22 protein-coding genes are annotated in these 22,469 nt (G+C 62.8%); 4 read left to right on the top strand and 18 right to left on the bottom strand.

Annotated elements, in window-relative coordinates; translation table 11 throughout:
• The first annotated feature begins 3 nt into the window (after positions 1 to 3).
• Both QP915_RS07720 and rpsT read left to right on the top strand, forming a co-directional pair.
• Positions 4 to 540, top strand: a complete 537-nt coding sequence (locus tag QP915_RS07720; protein ID WP_284766953.1) for a type II toxin-antitoxin system PemK/MazF family toxin — start codon at positions 4 to 6, stop codon at positions 538 to 540.
• Positions 541 to 766: 226 nt separating this feature from the next.
• Positions 767 to 1,030, top strand: a complete 264-nt coding sequence (gene rpsT, locus QP915_RS07725; protein WP_005324114.1) for a 30S ribosomal protein S20 — start codon at positions 767 to 769, stop codon at positions 1,028 to 1,030.
• A gap of 117 nt (positions 1,031 to 1,147) precedes the next feature.
• Here rpsT and QP915_RS07730 read toward each other — a convergent pair whose 3' ends face one another.
• Positions 1,148 to 1,726: a TetR/AcrR family transcriptional regulator gene (locus tag QP915_RS07730; protein ID WP_284768928.1), complete on the bottom strand. Its 579-nt coding sequence runs from the start codon at positions 1,724 to 1,726 to the stop codon at positions 1,148 to 1,150.
• A gap of 334 nt (positions 1,727 to 2,060) precedes the next feature.
• Here QP915_RS07730 and QP915_RS07735 point away from each other — a divergent pair, with 334 nt between their 5' ends.
• Together QP915_RS07735 and QP915_RS07740 are read left to right on the top strand one after the other, a co-directional pair.
• Complete coding sequence (locus QP915_RS07735; protein WP_284768929.1) at positions 2,061 to 2,903, top strand: DNA adenine methylase; 843 nt, start codon at positions 2,061 to 2,063, stop codon at positions 2,901 to 2,903.
• Entirely contained in the window at positions 2,896 to 4,227 is a 1,332-nt protein-coding gene (locus tag QP915_RS07740) for a type II restriction enzyme (protein WP_284768930.1), read from the top strand. The genes QP915_RS07735 and QP915_RS07740 overlap by 8 nt, the downstream gene beginning before the upstream one ends.
• Here QP915_RS07740 and QP915_RS07745 read toward each other — a convergent pair.
• From QP915_RS07745 to QP915_RS07825, 17 genes are all read right to left on the bottom strand, one after another.
• Positions 4,224 to 4,871: a LysE family translocator gene (locus QP915_RS07745; RefSeq protein ID WP_284768931.1), complete on the bottom strand. Its 648-nt coding sequence runs from the start codon at positions 4,869 to 4,871 to the stop codon at positions 4,224 to 4,226. The genes QP915_RS07740 and QP915_RS07745 overlap by 4 nt on opposite strands.
• On the bottom strand, positions 4,868 to 5,257 hold the full coding sequence (locus QP915_RS07750; RefSeq protein WP_284768932.1) for an ankyrin repeat domain-containing protein: 390 nt from the start codon (positions 5,255 to 5,257) through the stop codon (positions 4,868 to 4,870). The genes QP915_RS07745 and QP915_RS07750 overlap by 4 nt, the downstream gene beginning before the upstream one ends.
• Positions 5,258 to 5,267: 10 nt before the next feature.
• On the bottom strand, positions 5,268 to 6,245 hold the full coding sequence (holA, locus tag QP915_RS07755; RefSeq protein ID WP_284768933.1) for a DNA polymerase III subunit delta: 978 nt from the start codon (positions 6,243 to 6,245) through the stop codon (positions 5,268 to 5,270).
• A gap of 1 nt (position 6,246) precedes the next feature.
• Entirely contained in the window at positions 6,247 to 7,659 is a 1,413-nt protein-coding gene (locus QP915_RS07760; RefSeq protein ID WP_284768934.1) for a ComEC/Rec2 family competence protein, read from the bottom strand.
• A gap of 18 nt (positions 7,660 to 7,677) precedes the next feature.
• The gene (locus QP915_RS07765) at positions 7,678 to 8,376 is read right to left on the bottom strand and encodes a ComEA family DNA-binding protein (protein WP_284768935.1); all 699 of its coding nucleotides are present in this window, start codon (positions 8,374 to 8,376) and stop codon (positions 7,678 to 7,680) included.
• A gap of 99 nt (positions 8,377 to 8,475) precedes the next feature.
• Positions 8,476 to 9,351 (bottom strand): DegV family protein, encoded by an 876-nt coding sequence (locus QP915_RS07770; protein ID WP_284768936.1) that lies wholly within the window; start codon positions 9,349 to 9,351, stop codon positions 8,476 to 8,478.
• Positions 9,351 to 10,049, bottom strand: a complete 699-nt coding sequence (locus QP915_RS07775) for a histidine phosphatase family protein (RefSeq protein ID WP_284768937.1) — start codon at positions 10,047 to 10,049, stop codon at positions 9,351 to 9,353. The genes QP915_RS07770 and QP915_RS07775 overlap by 1 nt, the downstream gene beginning before the upstream one ends.
• A gap of 6 nt (positions 10,050 to 10,055) precedes the next feature.
• Positions 10,056 to 10,499, bottom strand: a complete 444-nt coding sequence (gene rsfS / locus QP915_RS07780) for a ribosome silencing factor (RefSeq protein WP_179387589.1) — start codon at positions 10,497 to 10,499, stop codon at positions 10,056 to 10,058.
• 146 nt (positions 10,500 to 10,645) lie between these two features.
• Positions 10,646 to 11,263: a nicotinate-nucleotide adenylyltransferase gene (gene nadD, locus QP915_RS07785; protein ID WP_269945770.1), complete on the bottom strand. Its 618-nt coding sequence runs from the start codon at positions 11,261 to 11,263 to the stop codon at positions 10,646 to 10,648.
• 23 nt (positions 11,264 to 11,286) lie between these two features.
• Positions 11,287 to 12,555 (bottom strand): glutamate-5-semialdehyde dehydrogenase, encoded by a 1,269-nt coding sequence (locus QP915_RS07790; RefSeq protein WP_284768938.1) that lies wholly within the window; start codon positions 12,553 to 12,555, stop codon positions 11,287 to 11,289.
• Between the two features lie 98 nt (positions 12,556 to 12,653).
• Positions 12,654 to 13,559, bottom strand: coding sequence for a D-isomer specific 2-hydroxyacid dehydrogenase family protein (locus QP915_RS07795; RefSeq protein ID WP_284768939.1), 906 nt, complete (start codon positions 13,557 to 13,559; stop codon positions 12,654 to 12,656).
• Positions 13,559 to 14,488, bottom strand: a complete 930-nt coding sequence (locus QP915_RS07800; RefSeq protein WP_284768940.1) for a D-isomer specific 2-hydroxyacid dehydrogenase family protein — start codon at positions 14,486 to 14,488, stop codon at positions 13,559 to 13,561. The genes QP915_RS07795 and QP915_RS07800 overlap by 1 nt, the downstream gene beginning before the upstream one ends.
• 33 nt (positions 14,489 to 14,521) lie before the next feature.
• Positions 14,522 to 15,754 carry a glutamate 5-kinase gene (proB, locus tag QP915_RS07805; RefSeq protein WP_284768941.1) on the bottom strand — a complete coding sequence of 411 codons (1,233 nt, stop codon included), beginning with the start codon at positions 15,752 to 15,754 and terminating at the stop codon, positions 14,522 to 14,524.
• 60 nt (positions 15,755 to 15,814) lie between these two features.
• Complete coding sequence (gene obgE, locus QP915_RS07810) at positions 15,815 to 17,347, bottom strand: GTPase ObgE (protein WP_284768942.1); 1,533 nt, start codon at positions 17,345 to 17,347, stop codon at positions 15,815 to 15,817.
• A gap of 238 nt (positions 17,348 to 17,585) precedes the next feature.
• Positions 17,586 to 17,864 carry a 50S ribosomal protein L27 gene (gene rpmA / locus QP915_RS07815; RefSeq protein ID WP_005324079.1) on the bottom strand — a complete coding sequence of 93 codons (279 nt, stop codon included), beginning with the start codon at positions 17,862 to 17,864 and terminating at the stop codon, positions 17,586 to 17,588.
• A 42-nt stretch (positions 17,865 to 17,906) separates the two neighbouring features.
• Entirely contained in the window at positions 17,907 to 18,212 is a 306-nt protein-coding gene (gene rplU, locus QP915_RS07820) for a 50S ribosomal protein L21 (protein ID WP_005324077.1), read from the bottom strand.
• 226 nt (positions 18,213 to 18,438) lie between these two features.
• Complete coding sequence (locus tag QP915_RS07825; protein WP_284768943.1) at positions 18,439 to 22,305, bottom strand: translation initiation factor IF-2 N-terminal domain-containing protein; 3,867 nt, start codon at positions 22,303 to 22,305, stop codon at positions 18,439 to 18,441.
• Positions 22,306 to 22,469 lie beyond the last annotated feature (164 nt).

A 22,469-nucleotide genomic window follows, 5' to 3' on the forward strand; every position in this document is an offset into this window, starting at 1 on the left:
GACATGAAAAGCGCCATGCTCACCCGTCTGCGCCAAGCGCTGGGAATCAGCGAGCGCGAGCCGATAGACACCGGCCTGAGCCGCATTAATTCCCGGTTGGGACTGGATAGGTCGGATGAGTTCCACGAGCCGCGCAAGGCCGCCGATATCCGGGTAGAGGCCACTGCCTCCCACCCCCGGTCCATATTTTTCACCCCCGATATGGACGGCCAGGCTGATTCCGGCGAGGTGGTCTGGGTGTGGGTACCGGCCGAAGGTAAGCAGGCGCCACCGCGCGAGCGGGCTATCTTGGTCGTCGGCCGCACCCGCACCACGGTAATGGGCTTACTTATCTCCCCCAACCCAAAGCATGCGCTTGACGACGCCTGGCTGGAAATCGGCGCCGGCGAGTGGGACGAGTCCGGGTGCGATTGCTGGGTACGCCTCGACCGCCTGCTCGAGGTATCCGAGGAGCAGGTGCGCCGGCAAGGCACGCTTTTTCCGGAACGCAGGTTCGAACGAATCGCGAATAGGTTGCGGTCGCGCTACCACTGGGCCTAGCCGACGCGCAGGCCGCGGCCGCGGGGAGGGTTTTGGCAGGTCGGGTTCGGTACTGCTATTGTATGTTGGTTACTTACTTGCCGGGCGCGCTGGTCGGGGCGGGCAGGACCTTGGGTTCGCTCTTCGAATACCAGCGCCGAGCGCGCCAGCGTTTGCTGGCCGCGGGAGTAGTCCGAGTAGGTCGGTTTCTACGTCAATCACTTTCGATTACTAAGAGGTATTTTTCATGGCAAATATCAAGTCCAAGCAGAAGCGCGTTATCACCAACGAGAAGGCACGTCAGCGCAACAAGTCCGTTCGCTCCGCCGTCCGTACCGAGATCCGCAAGTTCCGCGAGACCGTTGCCGCTGGCGACAAGGCTGCTGCTGAGAAGCAGCTGCGCGTGGCATCCCGCGCCCTGGACAAGTCCGTGTCCAAGGGTGTCTTCCACCGCAACACCGCAGCCAACAAGAAGTCCGGCATGGCTTCCGCGTTCAACAAGATGGACTAAGAGCCATTGCACAGATCATCCCCCGGTCGCGCTCTACGGAGCGCGCCGGGGGATTTTCTTAGCTTACTTTGGCCGGCGGAACCGGCAGGCAGGGCCGGTGAGACTTAGGCGGGGCCCTTAGGCCAGGTCGTCGTTGAAGTAGTCTTCGAAGATGGCGCCGGCACTACGGAAGGCGTCGGCAAGCGAAGTGCCGCCACGGGTTTCCACGAAGGTCTCGTAGGCCGTCAGAAACTGGGTGTGGATGATGTTAACGGTCGGCGTGAGACGCGGATCGGAGGACTTCCAGCCCTCGCGGGCCTGCACCGCCTGGCGGACACGCTGAATGATGCGGCTATTGCGCTGACAGTACAGTGCGCGCAGCTTCGTGTCCTTTGCCAGCGCCTGGGCCGTAAGCTGGGAGATTTCGGGGAAGAACTCATCTCCTACGGCACGGTTAAACTCGGCCATCGCCATAATTTCGGAATCTTCGCGCAGGCTTCCGGTGGGCAATCCTGCGGCGAAATTTTGGAGTTGGTTCTCCACTTCCTCCGACATTTCGGGTCCTAAAACTGCCGATTCTTTGTCTTTTATGTAATTAAAAAGCGTACGGCGGGAAACGCCCACTTCGTGAGCGAGCTCTTCCATGGTGAACCCGTCATAACCGTTCTCGATAACGAGGTTGAGCGCAGCGACTCGGATTTTTGATATACGCGGCATAAATGCCCCTTTCTGTCCCGACGCTCTTCAAGCTTCAGTTTCTTTTCTTTCTCCCTAAGAAATTGTGAGGAAATTATATTTTGTCTACAAACTATAGGGATTTTGAGGCGATTTTATTACCTTATATTCGGTCAGAGAAACCGCCATGCACACCACGGGAATTCCCCGCCGACACGTCTGCGCATTTTCGCCCGTCATGGCACCATTCGGCAAAACTGTGACGTTTGACAACCAAGGCGCTAAGCTCGCCCGGCCGCGCACTCGATTTATCCGCTTGCACGTTCGAAAGCCCGATGGTGCTTGTGTCCGGTAGGGCGGCTAAGATGAGTCAACGATGAAAAACGTTAAGCCACTGGTGAAATGGGCGGGCGGGAAGCGCCAGCTCTTGCCGCATATCCACGCCGCTCTGCCGGCGGAGAACCCGCGGCGTTATTATGAACCCTTCATCGGTGGCGGTGCGGTGCTTTTCTCTCTCGAACCGGCCAGCGCACGGGTCAACGATCTCAATAGTGAGCTCATTAACCTCTATGAGGTGGTGCGCGGCGGCGTCGATGAGCTCATAGAGGAACTCGCGGGCTACCCCAATGAGGCAGAGTTTTTCTATGCGCTTCGCGCAGTGGACCGGGATGCCCACAAGTTTGCCGCCCTCTCCCCCGTCGAGCGCGCGGCACGAACGTTGTATCTGAATCGCACCTGCTATAACGGCCTGTACCGCGTGAACGCGGCCGGCCAATTTAATGCCCCGTTTGGGCGTTATAAGAATCCCACTATCTGCGATGAAGACACGCTGCGCGCGGTGCACCACTATTTTGCGGAGAATGATGTGGCCTTCTCGCAGGGCGATTTCGCCGCGGCGGTAGCACAGGCACGCGAGGGGGACTTTGTGTACTTCGACCCTCCTTATGACCCGGTGAACGTGACGAGCTCGTTTACCGGCTACCAAAAGGGCGGCTTTGACCGTGCGGAGCAAGAGCGCCTCAAAGAGGTCTGCGATGACTTGGATAGGCGTGGGGTGAAGTTCCTGTTGTCTAATTCGGCCACCGAGTTCATCCGCGAGCTCTATGCGGACTATGAAGTAGGCATCGTGGGGGCAACGCGGGCGATTAACTCCGTTGGTTCGAAGCGGGGCAAGGTCGACGAGGTCCTGGTGCGCAACTACGAGGTCCGCGGTGACTAGCGGGCCGGAAGCGCCGGAGCTGCGGGCGCGCTTTGGTGTGCCGGAGTCGGTGAAACTCGGCGTCAATGACTGGGGATGGCTGCGCATCCTGGCGGCGGGATACGACGCGGAGCTGGAGCGGCGCGGGTATTTCTATATCGGCGCGCGGGAGCTAGAACGGCTCTCGGGCCGGCAGCCGCGGCTGATGGCCAAGCATGATTTTTCTACGTCGCGGCCGTGGATTTTTCAGCGTCTCCAACTGGGAATCTTACCGGTCAGCCGCAGCGAATATCTGGTGGGGCGATTCAACCTGTACGAGCAGTTTCCACAAACGCAGCGCGGCGAGGTACGCACGCTGGAGCTGCCGGCGGGTCTGGACACTCTTTCGTTGGAGGGGGTGAGCTCGGAGGCGGTGGCGTTAAATGGGGCGTCGGCAAGCGGGATGCTAGAGGACTTCCTGGGCTGCAGGCCATTGCAGGCGACGGTGGCCGGGCGCATGTCCACGCACGGGCTTAAGGTGCGGCTGCCGGACTTGGACGTGGATGTGGCGGTGGACCGCGCGCAGATGGAAATCGACGGCGGCTTTGAATCGCTCGAGCACCTGGTGCTGGTGGAGGCGAAGAACCACCTTTCGGATGATTTCAATATCCGGCAGCTGTATTTTCCGTATCGCCGGTTCCAGCAGCGCCTGGCCAAGGATGTCGTGCCGGTTTACCTGGTGTATTCCAATGGTATTTTCCACCTCTACCGCTATGAGTTTCGGGATCCGGCGGATTTTCGCAGCATTGCGCTGGTCGATAGCGCCCGCTACGCGCTGTCCGCCTCGCACCTGGACGCGCAGGCGGCGCTCGACATTGTGCGGGCGGTAGAGCCCGAACCCGAGCCGGCCGTGCCCTTCCCACAGGCTAATAGCTTCGAGCGGGTGGTCAACCTTCTCGAGCTCATCGCACTGCAGCCGCTAAGCAAGGCGGAGATTACCCAGCGCTATGACTTCGACCCGCGGCAGGCGGACTATTATGCCAACGCCGCGCGCTACCTGGGCCTGGCGGAGCCGGTGGAGGACACGTGGGAGCCGACGGAGCACGGGCGGCGGGTTATCGAGCAGCCGCAGCGCGACGCCCGGAATGCGGCGCTCATACGGGCGCTGGCGGCGCGGCGGGTTTTCCGTGAGGTGCTTGAGCTCAGCCTGGCCCGCGGCGCGGTGGCTAGCACCGCGGAGATTTGTGCGGCCATGGAGGGGCTGGGGCTCAGCTTGGCGACGTCCCGGCGACGCGCCTCCACCGTCGCCCGCTGGACCCAGTGGGTGCTGGACACGGTGGCCGAGGGCACGCCGCGCCTGTTTTAAGCCAGCAGGTTCTGCCCGCCGGAGATGATAAGGACGATGCCGGCGATGATGAAGAAGAGGCCAGAGCCGATGTCGATCCACGGGCCGGCGGCGATGAGCTTGCGGCGCACGGCATTGGTGGAAATTACCGTGGCGACGACGAGGAAGAAAAGGAAGGCCGACAGCGATAACGAGAGCGTGAGCGCGATGGCCAACCATGCGGGTGGGCTGGCGGGAAGCAGCGGGGCAATCATCGCGGCGAGGAAGAGCACGATTTTCGGGTTGGACATATTCGTGGCTAGCCCCACCTTGAAGGCGGTGCGCAGGCGGCCGAGCTGGGCGGCGGCGTCTTCTAAGTCCACGGGAGGGTTGGCGCGCTGGGCGATACCGCTGCGCAGCGCGCGCGTTCCCATAAACACCAGGAAGCAGCCGCCGACGGCCTGGACCGCGCCCAAAATTTCCGGGAAGGCCGTCAGCAGCGCGGCGGCGCCGAAAACGGTGGCGGCGCACCAAAAGAGCACGCCGATCTGAATGCCGGCGGCCGCCGCAATGGCATGGCGGCGCGAGCGGGTGGCGTAGCGGGTCACCAAAATGATGTCCGGTCCCGGCGAGGCCACGCCCACTAGGTTCATCAGAAGGAGGGTGAAAAAGGATGTCCAGGTCACTCCCCCGCCTCGCTTTCGAGGCGCGGGATAAGGTCCTCGCGGCCAAACAGGCGGGCGGAATCCAGCGCGGAAGGCTGGCCGGCGGTGGGGTCGGCGTGGGCGGAAAGGAGGGCGTCGATAACCGCATCCTCCTTCTTGAAGATGGCACCGGCCAGTGGAGACTGGCCGCGATCATTGAGCAGGTTGACGTCCGCGCCGGCGCGGGCAAGTGCGGAAACCAGCTCGGCGTAGCCATGATAGGCGGCGAGCATGATAAAGGACTGGCCTTCGTGGTTGACGAGGTCGATATTCACGCCGTGGTCGATATAGGCGAGGAGGTCTAGGTCGCCCTCGCGCGCCATGTCAAAGAGTCGACCGGCGAATTCTTGCACTTGCGTTTCAGACATAGTTTCTAGCTTATCGCGCCAGTTCCGCGACCCGTTTGACGGCCGCCTCTATCGCGAATTCAGGCTCGCCGCCTTGGCCCTTGACGGCGGCATCGAGCTCCGAGACGAGGATGACCGCCTTGGTAACGTTATCGGCAGACCAGCGGCGGGCCACCGGTTGGGTCATTTTGACCACGTAGGGCGCCAGGCCGGTTTGGCTCGCCAGCGAGTACTGGTCCCCGCGCGCGGAGTAGAGGCGGGCGACGGCGCCGACCTTATTGGCCAGCGCGGCGGCAATCGCCACGGGGCTCGCGCCCAGCTGGAGGGCGCGGCGGCAGGTGGATACGGCGGCTTCGACGCGGCCGGCGACGGCGGCGTCGGCAATGTCCCAGTTGGCCACCTCGGCCACGCCGACGTAGTAGTTTTGCACCGCCTCGCGGGTGACATTGCCGCCGGTATCGGAGACCAGCTGGGAGATGGCAGAAGCTAGCTCGCGCAGGTCAGAGCCCACGCCCTCGAGCACGGCGTGGATAACGTCCGGGGTGGGGCGCACGCCGTGGCTGGAAAATTCGCGGGTGGCCCATTGGCCCAGCTCATTGGGGTAGAGCGAGAAGACCTCGTGGACCTCGGCAATCTTGCGCAGCTTGGCCACGAGCTCGGGCTGCTTCTTCTTTTTCTTCAGCGTCTTGGCCGTCACGGAGTAGATGATGACCATGGTCATGCCCGGCGCGGGATTGGCACAGGCGCGCAGGAGGATATCGACTACTTCCTTGCCGGCGCGCTCGCAGTCGCTGATGACGATGACGCGGTTATCGCCAAACAGCGACGGGCTGGTGGCCTCGAGGAGCTCTCCCTCAGAGACCTCGGAGGCCTTGAGCTTAGTCAGCTCGGGCCGGGCACCGGTAGGTCCGCTCTCCTCGGCCGCGGCGCGCTGAATCTGCAGGCGGGCGCGTTCGGTGAGGAATTCATCGTCGCCGAGGATGAGGTGTACTGGAGGCATGCCCGCCATTCTAGCCTGCGGCCAGACCGAGCCAGGCGATGCCCGCCAGCGTCAGCGCCAAGGTGAGCCACGGGCGGTGATAGAGGAGGCCGGCGATGATCCAGGCGTAGGCAAGCAGCGTAAATAGCGGGTTGGCGGGGATGGTGACCACGAGCAGGTGGGCCACGCCGTGGGCAATGGTATTAATCCACCATGAGAAGGGCTCGATAAGGCGCAGCAAGCCGGCACCCAGCACGTCGAGCGGGCCGAGCTGGGCAAAGATGGCGGCGATTAGCCCCACGATGGTAATCGGCACGGTGGCGGGCTCGACCAGGATATTGGCCAGCACGGAGACCACGGAGACCTCGCCGGACATGAGCGCCACCAGCGGCAGGGTAACGATATCGGCGGCGATAGCCACGGCGACTGCGCGCAGAAAGATGGCGGGCCAGCCGGTTACGGCCAAATGCTTATAGATGAGCGGGCTCAGCGCCACGATGCCGAGCGTCGCCGCGCAGGATAGGGCAAAACCAAAGTGCACGGCGAGGTCGGAATCCACAAAGAGCAGCGCGATGATGCCCAGGCTGAGCGCATGGATGGGCTCCATGCGCGTGGAATTGAGCACGGCGAGCAGCCCCACTACCCCGGCGACGGCCGCGCGCTGGACGGAGGGCTCGAAGCCCACAAGCAGAACATAGGTGGCAAGGGCACACAGGGAGGCGGCCACGCGGGTGCGGGGACCGAGCGCGAAGGCGGCGCAGACCACGGCCGCGGCGGAGCAGACGATGGCCACATTGGCGCCAGATACAGCACTCAAGTGTGAGAGCCCGGTGGCAATATACAAGTCGCGTTCGGCGGTATCTTGCAGCGCGGTATCGCCAAGCACCATGCCGGGAATAAGGCCCTGGCTGGAGGGCCCGACGGTATCAAGGACCAGCGCGCGGAAATTCTCGGCCACGCTGACCGCCCAGCCGTCCATGCCTTCGGGTTCGGCGGTTACCTGCACGTCGGTGGCATTGGCGCTGAGCTTTCCGACGCCCGGCCTATCCGACTCCCCTACCCTCACCCTGACCGTAAGCTCGACGCCAGCGGCCGCCGGGACTGGTTCCGGGCTAAAGACCGGCAGCTGGGTGGGGTATCCCGGAACCTTGAGCTTGAGCAGCCAGCCGCCCGTACTCGTCTGCGTCGGTGCAGTGACAAGGCGCCCGGTGACTTCGGTGCCGAGGTCGAAGGCGGCAGCACGAGCCTGGCGCACCGCGGCGACGAACGCCGCACCCGAAGCGACCGCCCCGCAGAAGAGCGCTTGGCCCCACTGACGGGCAATGAGGCACAGCGCGACGACGACTGTGATGAGTGCGATGGCCCAGCCGCGGCCGGCGAGGAGTACGGCGATGACGGCCAGCCAGGCGGTAGCCGCGCCGGGGACGAGCCGCAGTTCTCGCATCGCACGCTCAAATACGAACTAGAGCTGGACTTGGTCTGTGAGCTGTTCCAGCTTCGCCGGCCCGATGCCGGAGACCTCGAGGAGCTCTTCCACGTCCTTGAAACCGCCGTGCTCCTCGCGGTAGGCCACGATGGCCTGCGCGGTCACCTCACCGACGCCCTTGAGTTCCATGAGCTCTTCGGCGGTGGCGCTATTAAGGCTCACGCCGCTGCCGCTAGCGCTGCCGCCTGGGCTGCTGGAGTTGTCGCCGGCGGGGGCGGGTTCGCCGGGTGCGGGAGCTGGGGCGGCGCCGGAGGGCAGGATGTGGAGCTGTTGGCCGTCGGAAAGCCGCTGCGCATGGTTGAGAGCCATGGTCTCGGCGCCTGGTAACGGCTGGGCGGCGTCGAGGGCATCGGCCACACGCGCGCCGGGCTCGAGTGTTTTCAGTCCGGGCTCTGCAACTTCGCCGATGACCGAGACGATGATCTCGCTAGGCTCTTCGCTGGCGGCCGCGCCTGGGCTCATTGCCGCAGGCTCGGGCATGCCGGAAGATTCTTCGGAGCGTGCATTGATGCCGAGCCAGACCACCACGCCGATGACAAGGAGGACAGCCATGGCGCAGGCTTGCCAGGAGCTGATGCGCAGTCGCGGGCGCGGGTAATCGACGGCGAGGAGTTCTTCCTCACCGGTGGGTTGGGTAAATTCGCGGAGTCGTTCGCTGATCTTGGGTGCCGCCATGGCGCTGAGCCTAAGCCCGAGCGCAATTAAGTGGTATGCCAGGCGAAGGCGGGCTGTGGATAACTTGTTGTGGGTGTCAACGAACCCGGCGCGAAGGGCCTAGTTATCCACAGATCGGCGCGGCGGGAAGGCGCGGGGTCGACCACGTGTGTGAGAATGCACAGGTTCCGCGGGCGGCTCGGAGCTAAACACGGCGGAGACGCCAATGGCGGAGGGACCGGCGTGGACAGCGAGGACGTCGTTAAGCGGAGTGCAGATAAAGGAGGACCCCTGCGGCAGCGCCGCTTCAAGGAGCGCCTCCAGCTTGGCAGCCGCATCTTCGGCCTGATTGTGCTGAATGGCGACGAAGGCCGGCTCGCCGTCCGCGCGGGAGGCGATGAGGTCCACCAGCTTGGTAAAAGCCTTGGTCTGGGTGCGGGTCTTGCCCACCAGCTCCAGCTTGCCGCGGGTAATCGACATAATCGGCTTGGTGGCCAACAGCGCCGTAGAAAGCATGGCCGTGGCCGGGGAAAGGCGGCCGGAGCGGCGCAAGTCCTCCGTGGAATGCAGGTAGACCCAGGTGGCCGCGCGTTTAAGCGTATCGACGGCCGCGGCATAGCACTCGTCCAAGCTGGCGCCACGGGAGGCGAGCTTAGCCGCGGACATGGCGGCCGCGCCCATGGCCATACCGGCCGAACCGGAATCGATCACCCGCACCGTGTGCGGAAAGACGCCGGAGGCGGATACCGCCGCAGAATAGGTGGAAGATAGCTCTTTAGACAGATGTATGGCCACCACGCCCTCATCCTGGGCGCGCTCCATTTCGCGGCCGTAGGCGGCGGCCAGCTCCAGCGCGCTCAAGCCCGAGGTGGAACGCTCCAGACCATCCTTGCCGTGGCTTTCCATAAGGTGCAGGTCAATGACGGTAATGGATAGCTGCTCCGCCAGCTCCGGCGGCAGGCCCGCGGAGGAATCCGTAATGACGCGGACCGTCACTAGATATCCGCCCCGCCGTCCCCGGTGACCTCGCCGCCCATATTCCAGCCGTCGAAATACCACTGGGCGCTGCCCACATTGTCTGGGGTGAACTCCAAGGAGGATAACGGCGTTTCCGGGTTAAAGTCCGGGCGGGCGGTCAGCTGCGACCAGTGGGTATTCTTCAATCCGGAAAGGATGCTGTACTGCGCGTGGTCAAGGCCCAGCAGGTGACAAGTCAGCGCCGAGATAGCGCCGCCATGAGCCACGATGAGGACGGGGCCCTGGTCCCAGCTGGCGAAGTCTGCCATGAGCTCATCGATGACGGGGCGGGCGCGCTCGGCCACATCCACGCGGGACTCGCCCTGCGGCGGGGCCCAAGTGGGGTCGTGGCGCCAAATGGCGCGCGCGCCTGGAAACTCCTCATCCACCTCGGCAGAGGTCCTGCCCTGCCACCGGCCTAGGTGGGTCTCGCGCAGGCGGGCATCCGTGGTGAAGTCCATGCCAAGGGCATCGGCGACCACGCGCGCGGTTTCGCGCGCACGGATGAGGTCGGAGGCGACAATTTTAGACACTCCCTGATCCTGCAGCAGGCGCGCGGCGGCGCGGGCCTGCTCATAGCCCAGCTCGGACAGCTCAGTGTCCAAGTGGCCCTGCATGCGGCCGGTGGCGTTATAGGTAGTTTGTCCGTGGCGGATCAGGATCAGGCGGCGGCTCATGCGGGTTTAAAGCTCCTCGTCCTCACCAGGGACCTTATCGGCCAGTGGGAGCTCGTCGATGGAATCAACTTCGCGCGGGTTAACGCCATTGGTCCATTCGCCGGGGCGCTCTGGGGCCTCGATGCCCTCGATCTCCAGTGCCGGGCAATCGTGGTACAGGCGATCCAGACCATAGAACTCGCGCTGGTCATTGCGCTGAACGTGGACGACGATATTGCCATAATCCAGCAGCACCCAACGGTTCTCGCGGTTGCCTTCGCGGCGCTGCGGCTCGAAGCCTTGCTTGGTCATTTCGTCTTCGACTTCATCCACGATGGAGCCCACCTGGCGCTCGTTGTCTGCAGAAGCGAGTACGAAGACCTCGGTGATAGCGAGAACATCGGAGACATCAATGGCCGCGATATTGGTGGCCAGCTTTTCTTGCGCGGCGTGGGCCGCGGTTTCTGCCATGCGGCGGGCGAGATCAGAAGTAGACAATGTGTAAAAATTCCCTTTTCGCGTCTGAGTATATTCGGTATGAACTATCTCTATTGAGAGTCTATTCTTGCACGTTTAGCAGGCCCGTGCCCAAAATCTGGGGAAGGCCGCGGAAGTTTCTACAAAGGCTTATCTGGGTTGGGCCCGTAGAGATTATTCTTGGTGATGTACTGCACCACCCCATCCGGAACGAGGTACCACACGGGCTGGCCTTGAGCGGCGCGTTCGCGGCAAGCGGTAGAAGAGATAGCCATCGCGGGAATGTCGATAAGATCGATATCCTCCTGCGCATCGGCGGGCAGCATATCTGCGCTTAGCTCATAGCCGGGGCGGGTAACGCCCACAAAGTGCGCCATCTCCAGCATCTCTTCCCAGTTATGCCAGCTCATGATGGATGCCAGCGAGTCAGCTCCGGTGATGAAGTAGAACTCCGCGTCTGGGAAGAGTTCGCGCAGGTCGCGCAGCGTATCGATGGTATAGGTGGGCCCCTCGCGGTCAATGTCTACGCGCGAGACGGTAAAGCGCGGATTAGAGGCCGTGGCCACCATCGTCATCAGATAGCGGTGCTCGGCCGCAGTGACGTCGCGGTGGGACTTTTGCCACGGCTGGCCGGTGGGCACGAAGACGACGGTATCGAGGGCAAAGCGGTGGGCGGCCTCACTGGCCGCTACCAGGTGGCCGTTGTGAATGGGATCAAAAGTGCCACCCATGATGCCGATGCGCTGTGGGCTAGTCATGGATGGCGATTATAGCCGCACTACTAGGGGCGGGTCTGACCGGTACCCTGCAAGATCCACTTGGTAGAGGTCAGCTCCGGAAGTGCCATAGGGCCGCGGGCGTGCAGCTTCTGGGTGGAAATGCCGATTTCCGCACCCATGCCGTAGACCTCGCCATCGGTAAAGGCGGTAGACGCGTTGAGCATGACTGCGGCGGCGTCCACCTCGTTGCCAAACTTCACTAGGACGTCGGCATCCTGCGCGGCAATGGCCTCAGTGTGGCCAGTGGTGAACTCGGCGATGTGGGCGATGGCGCCGTCGACGCCGTCAACCACCTTGGCGCAGATATCCATGGACAGCGACTCCTCGCGCCAGTCCTCATCGGTGGCTTGCACGGCATCCTTGACGCCGAAGGCCTCGAGCTCAGCGACGTCGCCGTGGATGGTCACGCCCGCCTCCTGCAGCGCGGTGATGATGCGCAGCTTGGCGGAGTCGTCCAAGGCGGCGTCGATAAGCACGCACTCCGTGGAGTTGCATACGGAGGTGCGGCGGGTCTTGCCGTTGATGACCATGTCGATAGCCTTGTCCAGGTCCGCAGAGGCATCCACATAGAAGTGGCAGTTGCCGGTGCCGGTCTCGATGGCCGGGACGGTGGCGCCGGTGACCACGGCTTCAATGAGCTTCGCACCACCACGCGGAATGACCAGGTCCACCAGGCCACGAGCGGTGATGAGGTCCTGGACGGAATCGTGGGTCTCGCACGGCAGGAGCTGCACGGCCTCGCGCGGTAGATCGAACTCGGCGAGGGTATCCTGCAGGATTTCTACCAGCTTGGCATTGGAGTTGCGGGCAGACTTGGAACCGCGCAGCAGCGGCACGTTGCCGGACTTGATGGCCAAACCAAAGGCGTCCACGGTGACGTTCGGGCGGGCCTCATAGACCATGCCCATCACGCCGAGCGGGACGCGCACCTGCTTCATCTGGATGCCGTTGTCCATGGTGCGGCCCTGCAGGATCTCGCCTACTGGGTCCTGCAGGCCGGCTACCTGGCGCAGGCCGCCAGCGATGCCTTCGACGCGCGCGGCGTCGAGGGATAGGCGGTCAATGAGGGACTCGGACATGCCGCGCTCGCGGCCAGCTTCGATATCTTGCTTATTAGCGGCGAGGATATCCTCGGTGTGGGCAATGAGGTTTTCGGCTGCGCGCTGCAAGATTTCGTTCTTGCGCGGCGTGGATAGCTGCGCCACGACGGGCGCAACATCCTTGGCAGCACGGGCTTTGGACAGAACTTCTTCGCGTTCAGTGTTGCTCATGCCATACCAGCCTAACGAAAGGCCACGCGCTTTTCAGCGACCTCAGCCGCGGTGGGGTTAAGCTGGCCATCGTCAGCGCGGTTACCGGGGCCTATCCATCAGTAGCCGGCTTCAGTATCTACTTCCGTGGGGATTGCCTCACCAGCGGCAAAGCGCTCCATGACCTTTGCTGCATGCGCGCCGATGCGGCGGCGCACCGAATACGGCGGATTGGCAAGGTGCGGGGTAATGACCACGTTGGGCATGTCCCACAGCGGGTGCCCATCGGGCAGCGGCTCGGGGTCGGTGACGTCCAGGCCGGCGCCGGCGATCTGGCCGGCCCGCAGGGCGTCGACCAGCGCATCGGTATCCACCAACGGTCCGCGCCCAACGTTAATGACCACGGCGTGATTGGGCATGGCGCGGAAAGCGGCGGCGTTGAAAAGCTGACGGGTTTGTTCCGTGAGCGGAGCGAGCGCCACAAAATAGTCGGCGGCCCGCCACACGCGCTCGATATCGGAGGTGGAATAGGTTTCATCGGCGCCTTCAACCGGGTTACCGGAGCGATTGACCGCAATAATGCGTGGGCCGAAGCCTTCTAGCATGCGGATGAGCCGCTTTCCGATGCCCCCGGCACCCACCACCGCCACCGTCTTATCCTCAAAAAGGAAGCTGGTGTGGGCCTCGACCTCATCGCGGTTATCCCAGCTCGTTCCCACGCGCTTGTGCGCATGCAATTGGGCGAGCAGGAGCGCAATGGTGGACTCGGCCACGGTGGCATCATATAGCCCTGCCGCGTTCGACCAGCGGGCGGAGGTATTTCGCATGACGTCGAGCAGGTGGTCTACACCAGCAAACGGGACTTGGACTAGGCCTACGCTTGGCGGCAGCGGCTGCGGGAAATCATCCGGGCCACCGTTGAAGATGAGGGCCTCGGCCTCCTCCAGTGGGGCGCGTTCGTGCCCGGCGGCATCGAGGGCCTGCAGGGTTTCCTCCCACGGGGTGGGCAGCATCGCGTACTTCATTAGTATCCGGCCTCCACATCGACGCGGGTGGGCATGGCCTCTCCCCTCTCCCACGCCGCAGCATTGGCGTTGAAGATGGCGCCTAGGTGATATTGAGCTACGTGCGCAGAGGCGGCCATGTGGGGCGTCATGGTGCAATTAGGCAGATCATAAAGGGGATGGCCATCGGGCAGCGGCTCGGGATCCATAACCTCCAAGCCGGCGCCGGCGATGTCGCCGCTGCGCAAGGCTTCCACGAGGTCATCGGTTACTACGGTGCTGCCGCGGCCGACGTTGATGAAGATGGCGGAGGGCTTCATGGCGCGGAAAGTGGCGGCATCGATAAGCCCCTCGGTGTCCTTGGTGGCCGGGAGGATGCAGAAGATGAAATCCGCCTCGCCCCACACGCTTTCGGCCTGGTCCATGGGCACGACCTCATCGGCGCCTTCCACCGCGCGGCCGGAGCGATTGATCGCGGTAATGTGCACGCCGAACGGCTGCAGGAGCTTAATGAGCTGCTTGCCGATGCCCCCAGCGCCAAAGATCGCTACCCTCTTCGGTCCTTGCTGGTTATAGAGCCAGGCCTGGGATTCATCCAGCTCCTTGGCCACCGACCACGTAGCAGCTTGGGCGAAGGCCTTGTGGTGGTGCGCCTGGGAAAGGGCCAACCCGAGTGCGGACTCGGCCACTGGCTGGGCAAAGGCGCCGGCGGAGTTGCACCACGGCACGCCGTCTGGGGTAATGACGCCTGCATCAATGAGCTGATTGACGCCGGTAAAACAGTGCTGCACCCAACCGATATTCTCCGGCATCTCCGGGATGCGGCGCGGGTTGGGCGCATTATTGATATAGACCTCGGCGTCCTCGATGCTGCTTACGCGTTGGTGCCCGGCAGCCTCGATGTCTTCTACCATCGGCTGCCAGGTTTCCGGTCCCATGAAATACTTCATGCCCCAACCATACGGGGAATCTCGGACTCGGGTTTAGATGCGGGAGGCGAAATTGGAGAGGTAATCCGCGTGGACGACGGAACGGCGCTGCTCCTCAGGAAGCTCTTCCATCTTCTTGCCCTTAATGGCGTGTAGCTCCTCGGAATCGAAGCGCACTTCACCGCGGCCGATGACCTCACCATTCGGGCCCAGGATGTCGATGATTTCTCCCTTGTTGAACTCGCCTTGCACATCGGTAATACCAACGGCGAGCAGCGAGGTGCCGCCCTTGGTGACGGCCTCCTTGGCGCCTTCATCGAGGCGGACTGCTCCACCGGTATCGGCGCAGTAGAGAGCCCAGAACTTCCAGGCAGACAGCTGGCGTTCCTCGCGGGTGTGGAAGACGGTGCCCACGGAGGCGTCGGCAAGCGCGGGCCCAATATTGTCCGTGGAGGTCAGCAGCACTGGAATGCCGCCGCGGGTAGCCAGGCGGGCCGCGGAGACCTTGGTGGCCATTCCGCCGGTGCCGACCTTGCCGCCATCGCCAGCAACAACGCCCTTCAAGTCCTTGCCGGTGCGCACCTCATCGATGAACTTGGCATCCGGCTCGGCCGGGTTCTTATCGTAGAGGCCATCCACGTCGGAGAAGAGGAAGAGCGCGTCCGCGCCCACCAGGTTGGCCACCAGCGCGGAGAGGCGGTCGTTATCGCCAAAGTGCATCTCGGACGTCGCCACCGCATCGTTCTCGTTCACGATCGGGATGGTGCGCAACTGGCGCAGGCGATCAATGGTGCGCTGCGCATTGCGGGCACGGTCGCGGTGGCCGGTATCGGACGCGGTGAGGAGAACCTGGCCGATGGTGCGCTTATAGCGCGCAAAGGACTGGCCCCACACAGAGGCCAAGTGCACCTGGCCGACGGACGCGGAGGCCTGCTTAGTAGCCAAATCGGTGGGGCGCTGGTGCAGGCCGAGCGGGCCCATACCGGCGGCAACCGCACCGGAGGAGACGATGATGACATCGGAGCGGCCCATGCGCGCATGGACGGCATCAACGATGTGATCGATCTTTTCTTGGGAAACGCGGAAATTTTCATCCGTGAGGGAAGAGGAACCAATCTTGACCACTACGCGCTTTGCCTGCGCGATGTCGCGGCGGAGATCCGATTCAAAACCGGACGCCACCGGATTTTCATCGAGCGGTTCCGGGAAAGGGGTATCAGCGGTAGGACCGTCAAATGGCTCTACCGGAAGCGGAAGGATGGGTTCTTTCTGTTGATCAGAAGACATGCCAACCGAGTCTACAAAGCGCCCCCTCTTATACACCCCAAGAAGAGGGGACCTACCGAGCTAGCCTTGCCACCTATCGCGGTTAGCGCCCTCGCGAGTGACCTCTTCATCGGTGCCGTAATCATACTCATCGACAAGGCCACGGCGCGCCTGCGAGGCGCGCTTGCGTTCGGCGGCGGAAACGCGGCCGGTGCCCTTCAGGCGGGCGTCCTCGCCACGGCTTGCCATCGTTGGATCACCGCCGGTCATCGGCTCCCACTCGAAGGTGATGCCACCGATGGTTACCGGGCAGCCCTCCACTGCGCCCTGCTCGCGCAGCTCATCCTCCACGCCGGCCTTGGCCAAGCGGTCAGCCAAGAAGCCCACTGCCTCATCATTTTCAAAGTCAGTCTGGGTAATCCAGCGATCAATCTTCTTGCCCTCAACAATGAAGCCACCCTCGACCTCAGGATCGGGCTTCACGGTGAAATCAGCAAACGCGCCGGTATGTTTCTTATGCCCCTGCGCCTTGGGATGGATAACGGTGTGGTTCTTATCCTTTTTCGGCAACGGCTGGGCCTTGCGGTGCTCGGTCACCATATCCATGAGCCGGAACTTCAGCGGGTCCAGACCCTTGCGAGCTACTGCCGAAATAATAAAGACAGGCCAGCCAAACTTCTCTTCCAGATCATCCTTGACAAATTCCGCCAGCTCTTCGGCCTCAGGCACATCTGCCTTATTCAAGATGATGACGCGGGGGCGCTCACGCAGATCCCCCAAACCAGTATCTTCCTGCAAAGCCTCCTGGTACTTTGCCAACTCATTTTCCATCGCCTCAATATCAGAGACCGGATCACGGCCGGGCTCAATAGTGGCGGTATCCACCACATGGGCAAGCACCGCCGTGCGTTCAATATGGCGCAAAAAGTCTAGGCCGAGCCCCTTGCCATCGGCCGCGCCCGGGATAAGCCCCGGCACGTCCGCGATAGTAAAGGAGCTATCTCCCATATCCACCACGCCCAGGTTCGGCTGCAGCGTGGTAAAGGGATAATCACCGATCTTTGGCTTCGCGGCCGACAACACCGAAATGAGCGAGGACTTACCTGCCGATGGAAACCCCACCAGCCCTACATCCGCCATGGACTTCAGCTCGAGGATCAGATCATGGGCCTGGCCCGGCTCACCTTGTAGAGCAAACCCCGGTGCCTTGCGGTTCTTTGAGGCCAATGCGGCATTACCCAAACCGCCAAAGCCGCCTTCTGCGGCCACGAACCGCGTTCCCGGAACGGTAAGGTCCGCAAGGGTTTCGCCCTTTTCAGTGCGGACCACCGTGCCCGCCGGGACCTCCAAAATCAGGTCTTCACCGCGAGCACCATTGCGCATATCGCCGGCACCGTTGCCGCCGCGTTGCGCCTTAATATGCGGGCGGTAGTGGAAATCCATAAGAGTATGGATTTGTTCAGAGACCTCGAGGATGATGTCACCGCCGTGGCCGCCATTGCCGCCATCAGGTCCGCCCAAAGGCTTAAACTTCTCGCGGTGGACAGACACACAGCCGTGTCCACCGTCGCCTGCTTGCAGGTGCAGGACGACGCGGTCAATAAAACGTGCCATGGTCAAACCCTCCGTAAGTTAAATCTTTGTCCCCGCCAGTGTAATGCGTGTCTTGGGCTGGACTCCAACCGCAACCGGATTGAATCCGCCTACCTAGTCGGCCATCCCATCGGCTGTGTCCGCTAGCGTGGTGTATCTATTACCCGGGTGGAGCCTCGTTTCGGTATCCAGAAAACAAGAAAATCCTCGAGCCGCCCTCATCGGGACGGACTCGAGGATTCACCTCATCGGCCTGAAGTTAGGCAGTTGCTTCTGCAGCAACCTCTTCAGCCGGAACAATGTTGACCATGCGACGGCCACGCTTGATACCGAACTCAACGGAGCCAGCTGCAAGCGCGAACAGGGTATCGTCGCCGCCGCGGCCTACGTTCTCACCTGGGTGGAACTTGGTGCCGCGCTGACGCACGATGATCTCGCCGGCATTAACCTGCTGACCACCGAAGCGCTTGACGCCGAGACGCTTGGACTCGGAATCGCGACCGTTGCTGGAGCTGGAAGCACCCTTCTTGTGTGCCATGTGGTTTTCCCTCCTTTAGGGATAATTACAGCCGGTTAAGGCTTACTTGATACCGGTGATCTTCAAGGTGGTCACAGGCTGACGGTGGCCCTGACGCTTCTTGTAACCAGTCTTGTTCTTGTACTTCAGGATATCGACCTTCGGGCCCTTACCCTGCTCAACGATTTCTGCGGAGACAGAAACCTTCTCCAAGTCGGAAGCCTTGGACTTAACATCGGCGCCATCGACGAGCAGAACCGGGGTGAGAGCTACGGCAGAGCCTGGCTCACCCTCGATCTTCTCGACCTTGACGAGGTCACCTTCAGCAACCTTGTACTGCTTGCCGCCGGTCTTGACGATCGCGTACATAGAGGGTTACCCCTTATCTAAACTCGCTCGGAAGCAACCAGGGAGGCCGCGTTCCGAATGGACACTTACACATTGCGTTTAGTTCCCGCGCGAACATGCCCGCACAGCTCACTAAGTGAGTGTCGGACTGATCCAGCGCCGTGAGTACTAAACAGCGACTGTCAAAGACTACCCCGTAGCGGGCACAAAATACAAACCACGCTTTTTGTGCCCGCGTGGCGTAGCCCTAAGACTTGCTTCGCCGTGCAACGCGGCGTCGGCCACGCCCAGACTTAGCCCGCGCTTTTTCCTGGGGTGCACCGCTTCCTGCACCCTGCTTTTGAGCGGCGTTATCCTGCGCCTTTGGGGCCTTGGCGCTTGCCGACGTCCCCTTCTTGCGTACCGCCCTCTTCTTTCCACGGCGCAGCACCTTGGTCTCGCCCGTGGTCGCCTGCTGGCCAGCACCGGAACGCTCCGTCGAGCCATCCTGCTGCGTCGAACGGCCCGGGGCGGTCTTCGCTACCTTCGGATTCTCTGCTACCGCCTTTTTCGGAGCGGCCTGGCGCACGGCACGGCGACGCCCACGGCCCTTGCCACCGGCGCGCTCCGCGCGTGCGGCGCCAGCGGCCTTTTCATGACGCTGCTCGGCGGATCCGCCCGCCTGCTTGTGTTCGTGCTCCTGCGCCTTTTCCTTGACCTCGTGCGGCACGCGCGAGGTAGTCCGACGCTTGGCCTGCTGGGTGCGCACCGAACGACGGCGGCCACGCCCGCGTCCCTTGCGCTCTTCGCGCGAGGTCTTCTGTCCGTGCTGGTCTTCAGCCCCGCTGGCATTACCGTCGGCGTCGGCAGAGTCCTGCTCACCAGAGACCGCGAAATCCTGCGGCTGCGGGCGCCTATCGGAGCGCGAATTGCCGCGGGTGCGGCGCTTACGGCGCGGGGAAGCCTCAAACTCGGCTACTGCCTCGGCATAGGTCTTTTCAGTTACTTTCTCCGGAGCAACTTCCTTTTCCGGTGCCTTCTGCTCGCCGCCTGCAGCCGTGTGCGTGGCCTTCGACCGGCGGGTCGCCCGCCGCGGCTTCTTGCCACGCTTGGAGCCGGCCGCTGCACCAGGGTCTGCCTGCGCAACGGCACCCGAGTCCGCGTCCGTATCGGCATCGGGGACGTAGGAATTAAATTCCTGCACCTCATCGCTCTCGGCAGCATTATCCGCCGCGGCGTACGCGATAGCCTCGATATCGGATACCTCAGTCTGAGTGCGCTTGCGCGCGCGGCGGCGACCGCGTCCACGTCCGCGATCCTTGTTGCGGTCGTGGTCTCCGCTGTGCTCTTCCGATCCAGCGTGGGACTGAGCCGGACCGCGCTCGTCCACAACGACGTTTGCTACGAGGTCTTCTAACGACGTCTTGGCAGATTCCCGTGCGGCCTCTTCGCTCTCGGTACCGTAGACCGGCGCCTGGGTTTTCTTGAAGCGCTTGGGTTTGGAGGAGCTTTCGGGGGCGTCGTCAAGCTCGTGCTTATGCATCGCCACCGCAGCCGGGTGCTGCTGTGGATCATGGTGGTGCTTCTTGTGCCCCTTGGACTTTCGGCCAGAATGCTTGGAGCGCTGATCGCCCTCGGCCTCGTCCACCGGATACTGGTGAATGATGATGCCACGGCCGTTGCAGCACTCGCACTCGGTGGAGAAGGTCTCCACCAGGCCGGTGCCCAGGCGCTTACGGGTCATCTGCACCAGACCCAGCGACGTAACCTCGGAAACTTGGTGGCGGGTGCGATCGCGGCCCAAGGCTTCCTTCAGGCGGCGCAGCACCAGATCCTGGTTTTCTGGCAGGACCATATCGATAAAGTCCACGACGATCATGCCGCCGAGATCGCGCAGGCGCATCTGGCGCACGATTTCTTCGGCCGCCTCGAGGTTATTGCGGGTAACGGTTTCTTCCAGGTTGCCGCCGGAACCGGTGAACTTGCCGGTATTGACGTCGATGACGGTCATGGCCTCGGTGCGGTCAATAACCAGCGTGCCGCCCGAGGGCAGCCATACCTTGCGCGAGAGCGCCTTATGCAGCTGCTCATCAATGCGGTAAGCCTCGAAGGCATCCTGCCCGCCGTGGTCCTTAGCGCGGTAGCGCACCACGCGGTCCGCAAGGTCCGGCGCCATGGAATCTACATAGGCGCGGACGGTATTGAAGGAACGCTTGCCATCGACGATGAGCTCGGTGAAGTCCTCATTGAAGAGATCGCGCACCACCTTGATGAGCATGTTTGGTTCTTCATACATCGTCACCGGCTTGGCGCCCTTGGAGGACTTTTCCTTCTTAGCGTGTGCCACGATGTCCTCCCACCGGCTGTGCAGGCGGTTGACGTCGGTAGCGATTGCCTCTTCTGGAACGTTTTCGGCGGCGGTGCGGATGATGGCGCCACCATCGCCTGGAACCACGCGGCCGAGAATATCCTTTAAGCGCTTGCGCTCCGGGGCGGGCAGCTTGCGGGAAATGCCGGCGCTGCGCCCACCCGGTACGTAGACCAGGTAGCGGCCGGCAAGGGAAATCTGGGTGGTAAGCCGCGCGCCCTTGTGGCCGATGGGATCCTTAGCCACCTGCACCAGCACCTGGTCACCAGACTTCAGGGCGTTTTCTACCTTGCGGGCGCGCCCGTGCAGCTTGGTCTTGCGCCAGTCGATTTCACCGGCGTAGAGCACGCCGTTTCGGCCCTGTCCGATATCCACAAAGGCCGCCTCCATGGACGGCAGCACGTTTTGGACGCGGCCCAAGTAGATATTGCCAATGAGCGAGGCCTGGGATTCGGTGGTCACGAAGTGCTCGACCAACAGGTCATCTTCTAACACACCCACCTGGGTGATAATGCCGGCGCCGTCCTCGCGCTCCTTATCGCGCACCACCATGGTGCGCTCCACGGCTTCGCGGCGGGCAAGGAACTCCGCTTGGGAGACGATGTGCTGGCGGGTACGGCCCTTTTCGCGCAGCTCGGCACGACGGCGCTTCTGCGCCTCGATGCGCGTGGAGCCGCGGATCGCCTTCGGCTCTTCAATGTGCTCGGGCTCGTCTGCCTGCTCTTCACGCTTCGAACCCGCGCCACGCCCACGGGATGCGCCACGGCGCCCACGGCGGCGGCCCTCAGACTTTCCGGAACCGCGGCCGGAGCCGGAGTGCGCACGGTTATCGTCGGCGGAATCCGCCGCGTCCTCATCGTCATCGCGCGCGGAGTCGGCGACGGAGAAGTCCTCCTCCGCTGCGTCTACTGCCGGTGCGAATACCGTTGCCTCGTCCTGCTGCGGGGCCATGAAGATGGGTGCAAAGTCATAGTGCCCAGAGTCTTCCTCGGATTCAGCGCGCGGAACGATGTGCGGGGCGTAGTAGTCATCCTCGAAGTCTTCGCCGGCTTCAGCCAGCACCTCGTGCAGCTTCGCCGCATCAACCGTTCCGGTATCGAGTGCACTAGCCGGTGCTTCGTCCGTCTCATCCGTGGGTTCAGCTGCTTCGGGGTGCGCCGCTTCAGCGTGCTCGGCGTCCTCGGCGGCTGCGCCAGTTTCGGCTGCGGCCTGGGCGAGGGATGCTTCTACCTTGTCCTCGATCTGGGAGATCTCATTGTCCACGTTCTTGCGCACGCGGTGGCGCAGGTGCTCTTCATCTTCTGCGGACTGCTCCCCTTCCCCTGACTCGGCGGCATCTGCCGGCTCTTCAGGCGCTACAGCGGCGGTCTTACGGGTGGCCTTGCGGACGCGCTTGGCGCGCTTTTTCGCCGGCTTCTTTTCCCGCTTCTCGCCCGCGTTTTCTTCCGGTTGCGCAGCGACCTTGTCCTCGGGCTCTTCAGCCGGCACTTCGGTGGTGTCGCTCGCGGGGGCGTCGGCAACCGCGGCGGCGTTCGCTACAGCGTCCAGCACCTGGCCTGCTTCCTCGCGGGAAAGGGAGCTCTGCGCGCTCTTTTTCAGGCCCATGTCTTTGAGCTGTGCCACCAGCTCGCGCGAGGAAAGCCCCAGCTGCTTGGCTAGGGAATACACGCGGGTCTTGTCCTTGAGCTGGCCGCGGTCTAGGTTCTGGGCCAAAGACGCCGCTGCCTTGAGGCTTTCAGTTGTTTCTTGAGAGTTCTGTGCCACCATGTTCGGGCTTACTCCTGTACATCGTCTGTATGAGGCGCCGCCTCGGGCGCAGGCACGGCCGGAGACCGTACCGCCGCCGCACGAGGCATAGTGCGCGCTAAAAAAGTTTGTGGGATATGAAGTTATGCCGCGTCTCGTACGCGCTATCCCCCATTGTGTCACAG

The organism is Corynebacterium sp. MSK158 (assembly GCF_030229085.1).
Lineage (GTDB): Bacteria > Actinomycetota > Actinomycetes > Mycobacteriales > Mycobacteriaceae > Corynebacterium.